The sequence below is a fragment of the Streptomyces hokutonensis genome, assembly GCF_042751305.1.
GTDB lineage: Bacteria > Actinomycetota > Actinomycetes > Streptomycetales > Streptomycetaceae > Streptomyces > Streptomyces hokutonensis_A.
In genome coordinates this window covers 4227-9819 of sequence record NZ_JBHYWD010000052.1, presented here as the reverse complement: position 1 = coordinate 9819, position 5593 = coordinate 4227, and the positions used below count along the sequence as shown (strand labels likewise).

Annotated in this window: 3 protein-coding genes; 2 read left to right on the top strand and 1 reads right to left on the bottom strand. The window is 69.3% G+C overall.

The annotated features are described in order from the left end of the window. Window positions 1-783 precede the first annotated feature (783 nt). Entirely contained in the window at window positions 784-1953 is a 1170-nt protein-coding gene (locus ACFXC1_RS51065; RefSeq protein WP_381257308.1) for a serine hydrolase domain-containing protein, read from the bottom strand. 462 nt (window positions 1954-2415) lie between these two features. Here ACFXC1_RS51065 and ACFXC1_RS51060 point away from each other — a divergent pair, with 462 nt between their 5' ends. Together ACFXC1_RS51060 and ACFXC1_RS51055 are read left to right on the top strand one after the other, a co-directional pair. Then, window positions 2416-3789, top strand: coding sequence for a metallophosphoesterase (locus ACFXC1_RS51060; protein WP_381257306.1), 1374 nt, complete (start codon window positions 2416-2418; stop codon window positions 3787-3789). 349 nt (window positions 3790-4138) lie between these two features. Next, window positions 4139-5062 (top strand): helix-turn-helix transcriptional regulator, encoded by a 924-nt coding sequence (locus tag ACFXC1_RS51055; protein ID WP_381257303.1) that lies wholly within the window; start codon window positions 4139-4141, stop codon window positions 5060-5062. Window positions 5063-5593: the final 531 nt, after the last annotated feature.

The window sequence follows — 5593 nt, the reverse complement described above, 5'->3', positions numbered from 1 at the left end:
GGGGGTGGGTGCCCGCGCGCGGTGTGCGCGGGGGGGGCGTATCAGCGTGGCCTTGATGCACCCCCCGGCGGCGGGCGCGGCCCCCCCCCGCCCCCCCCCCCCCCCCCCCGCGGTAAGGGAAGTTGTGGCGGGTGCGGGGTCACCGGCAGGTGATCGGGCGGCATCTTGCACTGCATGCGGCCCGGGGTTCCTTGGTGTGACCGGGCGGAACGCCTCGCCCAGGGAAGGCGGCGTACGAGCGGCACCGACGGTGGTCGGCCGGCGCCACCTAGGAGCGTCAGCTGCACCGGGTCCCGGCGGCAGACTCCAGCGATGAGAACGACTGGGACTCCGCGGTGGACTTCATGATCATGCGGGCGCATCGGCACGCGGCCGGAGCCCACCCCAATCCGCAGCCGGCCCGAAGGCGTCAAAGGGCGGAGGTTGCGGAACGCCAACGGCGAAGCACCCCGGCCAGTCTCCGGACCAGCTGGAGAAGGTGGTGAACGCAGGCGAGGGTGTGGGCATAGGGAAGCATGCGGCAAGCGCTCCCGGGCAATGGCCAACCCGGTGTGAACAGGCGCGGTTACGTCTTCCTTGGCATGGTCGCAGGCTCCGCCACCTGGCTCCGTTCATGATCGACAGGACGGGCCCAACCGCCCCTCGTCGACCACCTCTACCAGAGGTCGCCGGCCCAGGGGCTGGCAGTTTCACGGGAAGGGATGGCTCAGGCGCCCTCTGCGGAGGCGGTTGCAACAACTGTCTCCACAGAGGGCGGGCCGCCCTGGTCAGGCCTGGAAACGGTCACAGTGCCGCGTACACCGCGTCGAGCAGGGCCGTCTTCCTAGGGTCGCCGGAGATACGGGTTCCCATGCGGTTCATGACGTAGCCCACGCTGACGTCCGCCTCCGGGTCCGCCAGGCCGAAGGAGCCGCCCGTGCCGTCGTGGCCGAAGGCGCGGGGGTTGGGGCCGTAGGAGGCGTTCTGGCCGCCGAGCCACATGCCCAGAGCGATTTCCGTGTCGTGCTCGTAGGCAGTGCCGACGACCAGATCGCGGCACGCGCCCTGGCCCTCGCGGGCGCGCTCGACGGCTTCGGGGGACAGCAGACGGCGGTCGTCGGCGATGCCCTGGTGGGCGAAGATTCCGTAGAGCGCGGCGACTGCGCGGGCGGTGCCGTGGCCGTTCGCGGCTGGGATGTGGGCGGCGCGCCATTCGGGGGTGTTGGCGTCGGCCGCCGTGACAACGGGGTTGGCCAGGGAGGCCAAGGCGACGGGCGGCAGTGCCGCGTACGCCGCCTGTGCGTCGGCCGTCATGGCCGGGCCGACCAGTTCTGCCACCCGCTCGGCCTCCTTCTCCGGCAGGCCGATCGTGAAGTCGATGCCCAGCGGCCCGGTGATCTCCTGGTGCAGGTATTCGCCGAGGTGCAGACCGGTGATCCGCCGTACCACTTCGCCGATCAGGAAGCCGTACGTCAGGGCGTGGTAGCCGGACTGCGTGCCCGGCTCCCACCACGGCTCCATGGCGGCCAGTCGCGCGGTGGTCAGCTCCCAGTCGTACGCTTCGGCCAGGCTGAGCGGCTCGCGCAGTCCGGCCAGGCCCGCCCGGTGCGAGAGGAGGTGACGTACGAGGACGGACGATTTGCCGGCTGCGGCGAACTCCGGCCAGTACGTCGCCACGGGGGCGTCGAGGTCGAGCTGTCCCCGGTCGGCCAGCAGATGCGCGCACAGCGCTGTCGGCCCCTTCGTCGTCGACCACACGTTGACCACGGTGTCCCGCTCCCAGGGCCGTGTGCGTGCGGCATCCGCCCAGCCGCCCCAAAGGTCCACCACGGTCTGTCCGCCGACCTGCACGGCCACCGCAGCGCCCAGGTCCTCGCGCTCCCGGAAGTTTTCCTCGAATGCCGCCCGCACGGATGCGAACCGCTCGTCGCAGTGGCCTTGGACGGCAGGACTGGAGAATTCAGAATTAGTCATGGTCCCCAAGGTAACGACTCTCGGGTCGTCATCCAGGGCACAAAACTCTACCCCCCACGAGATAGCCCAATGAGGGCAGACTGGCGGCTATGGCCAGCCACGCGCATTTCGGTGAACTGAGAGAATTCCCCTAGGCTTCGTGCCGCGAGCGCCATCGCAACGGGCTGACATGACAGAAGGCACATCGGTGGTGACGGCGACGTGGATTCTGCCTCTGCGCAAGCTCACGAATAAGCCGCCTGACAACCGGGAACACCCGCATCCCGGCCTCGCAGGGAACCGCCGTGTGAGAGTGAGTTTTCGGTGTCACGTCGTTTGACGTGCCGTCGATCGCCAGTGGCTCACGTTCCCGGCACGACGGGCACCGGGGCATAGGCCATCAGACTCCGACTCGGTCGCTCATATACCGGTGCAGAAAACCATCCGTTTCATGAACGTCGTGAGGAAGGACTGCACTGAGCCATGGTTATCGTCATCCCATTCGTCTGGGGTGCTGTGCTGGCAGTGTTCGGCGCGCTCCATTGGTATACCTGGCGCCGTCTCGTACGCGACACGTCGCGTCCCGGCTCTCTCCTGCGGCGCGCCGGAAGCTTTGTCTTCATCGCCGGGCCTCTTCTGACCGTCGCCGCCCTGGCGGCCGAGACCAGAGCCCCCTTTCTCCTCCAACAGATCCTTGCCTGGCCCGGATATCTATGGATGGCACTGTTCCTGTACCTCGTGCTCGCGTTGCTCGCGAGTGAGGCCGTCCGGCCTGCGCTGCGGCGCCTGCCCCGGCGACGCCGGAACGTTGACACACACGAGCAGGCCCACCCGGCGGTGGATGCCGTTGCCGCCTCGCCCGGCAAGTCCGGGGCGGATCGGAACGAGGAACTTACGGCCGGCGGACCCCGGCCGGTGCCGGCCGCACACGGCGTGTCCGGCACCACCCCGCAAATCACGGCGGCTGCCACCGTGGCGGAGCATCCGCGTACACCGGAGCCCGGATCCTCGCCGCGCCCTGGAGTAACGGACCCTTCACGCCGCCTGTTCGTCTCGCGCGTTGTAGGCGGCAGCGCCGCGGCCCTCGCCGTCGGCACCGTCGGCCACGGCACGTACGACGTGCTCCGTGGCCCCAAGGTCAAGCGCATCACCGTTGCGCTGGCCAAACTCCCGCGTAGCGCGCACGGGTTCCGGATCGCCGTGGTCAGCGACATCCACCTCGGTCCGGTCCTGGGCCGTGGCTTCGCCCAGAAGGTCGTCGACACGATCAACGCCACCCAGCCCGACCTGATCGCCGTCGTAGGTGACCTGGTCGACGGCAGCGTGAAGGATCTCAGCCCGGCCGCTGAACCGCTTGCCGGGCTGCGGGCACGTCACGGGACCTTCTTCGTCACCGGTAACCACGAGTACTACTCCGGCGCTGAGCAGTGGGTCGAGAAAGTACGGGACCTGGGTCTGCGCCCGTTGGAGAACGCCCGCACGGAACTGCCCGCCTTCGACCTGGCGGGCGTCAACGACCTGGCCGGCACCGATGAGGGCCAGGGCCCGGACTTCACGCGGGCCCTCGGCGACCGCGACCGCTCCCGCCCCGCCGTCCTCCTCGCCCATCAGCCGATCCTCATCCACGACGCCGTCCGCCACGGCGTCGACCTGCAGCTCTCTGGTCACACCCACGGCGGCCAACTGTGGCCCGGCAACCTCATCGCCGATCTGACGAACCCGACGCTCGCCGGCGTCGAACGCTACGGCGACACCCAGCTCTACGTCAGCCGCGGCGCCGGTGCCTGGGGCCCACCCGTCCGCGTCGGCGCCCCCTCGGACATCACCGTTGTCGACCTCGCCTCGAAGCAGGCCTGACTGGGCGGCAGGACTTCGTGTCAGAGGCTGTGAGGGGCGGGCGGAGCGGCAGGATTCGGAGAACCTGCGGCGGGCAGCCGCCTGTTCAGCCCCGGCGGTGAAGTGAGAACCCAACGCTGGAATGTGAACTCCGGTCGCGGGGCACGACAGCGCTCATAGCACCACGCACGTGCGGACGAACTGCCTCTTGTGGGCAGCTCTCCCCCACTGCGTCGGCCGTGCGCGGCGTCCGGCTCGGCCTTGAGGAGGAGCGAGGCGAACTTTCTCCGCAAGCGTCTGGCGAGACCCTGCCGAACCAGGTACTGCCAGGTCCTCCCTTGTTCTTAGCAGCCGACTTAGCATCGAGTGTATGGACCAGCGAAGTCACATCCGAGAGTTCCTGTCCTCGCGAAGGGCACGCATCACGCCACAGCAGGCGGGGCTGTCGGTGCCGCTGCGTGGTCGGCGCGTTCCGGGACTTCGGCGTGAGGAAGTGGCGACCCTCGCCGGGCTGAGTGTGGAGTACTACACCCGGCTCGAACGAGGCAAGCTCGCCGTGGCCTCCGACAGTGTGCTGAACGCCATCGCAGGTGCACTGCAGCTCGATGACGTCGAGCGGGAGCATCTGTTCGACCTGGCTCGCGCCGACCAACCCGCCGCCCGGCCTCGGACGCGCCGGGCGGGCGCTTCTTCAGTGGATTCCGGGGTTCAGGCGGTACTCGACGCGCTGGTCGGCGTGCCTGCGATGGTGCGCAGCCCTCTGCTGGATGTGGTGGCCACGAACCACCTCGGAAGAGCGCTCTATGCACCGGTGCTCGATGATCCCCGGCGGCCGGCGAACTTCGCCCGTTTCACCTTCCTCGACCCCCGGGCCCGCGACTTCTGGGTGGACTGGCCGAAGGTCGCTGGCGATATGGTCGGTCATCTCCAGGCAGCGGCCGGGCGTGATCCCCACGATCGCGCACTCACTCAGCTCGTCGGGGAACTGTCGACCTGCAGCGAGGAGTTCCGGGTCTTCTGGGCACGGCGTGACGTCCGGGTCCACGCCCGCGGTGTCAAGGTTTTCAAGCACCCCGTCGTCGGCCACCTTGAGCTGGCCTTCGAGGTCATGCACCTCCCCGCCGAGCAGGGCTTGCTCCTGGTCGCCTACACCGCGGCGGCCGGTACCTCCTCGCACGACAACCTGTCCCTGCTCAACGCCTGGGCTGCCACCTCGGAGCAGGAGAGGGACGAGCACCCCCAGCCACCAACCTCAGCGCGCCCACCGGGCGCCGAGGACAGCAAAGGCGGGTGAACCGGGGCGCCACATCCTGTGCCACTTCCCCGACCGTCCGCGCGACCTCGATCGGATAACTGGCCCGGGCTCACTGGCACCCGACTTGCGCGGCGGCGCCCGTCCGAGCCCTATGGCCGTCCGTATGGGACCACCACGGCGCCAGGGGCCGCCCCGCGCCCCGCTGGCGATTCAGATCATCTGATCCCTGCGTCGGTGCTGAGCAGCTGCCATGGTCCCAGGCCGGGAGCCGACGACAGGCAGGCGGACCGGGTGCCCCGGACAATCCTGAGGTGGTCAGTCGAGGCAGCGGTGGCTCGCGTCGAGCGACGAAGTCCAGGCCAGGACGACCGGTGCGTACGGGTACCAGCGTAGGCTGCCGCAGCCGTACCGGGGCCACTCGGATCGCCGGTACCTCAGCAATCAGATAGGCCCGGAACCCGGAGGGGGGGGGTGGGGGGGGTGGGTGGTGTGTTGGGCGGAGGGTGTGGGGTGTTGCGGTGGGTGTGGGGGGGGTGAGGCCGGGGGTGGGAGTGGTGAGAGAGGGCTAGA

Excerpts from the sequence above, each read along its gene's own strand:
- ACFXC1_RS51065 (WP_381257308.1), bottom strand. The coding sequence starts at position 1,953 with ATGACTAATTCTGAATTCTCCAGTCCTGCCGTCCAAGGCCACTGCGAC.
- ACFXC1_RS51060 (WP_381257306.1), top strand. The coding sequence starts at position 2,416 with ATGGTTATCGTCATCCCATTCGTCTGGGGTGCTGTGCTGGCAGTGTTC.
- ACFXC1_RS51055 (WP_381257303.1), top strand. The coding sequence starts at position 4,139 with ATGGACCAGCGAAGTCACATCCGAGAGTTCCTGTCCTCGCGAAGGGCA.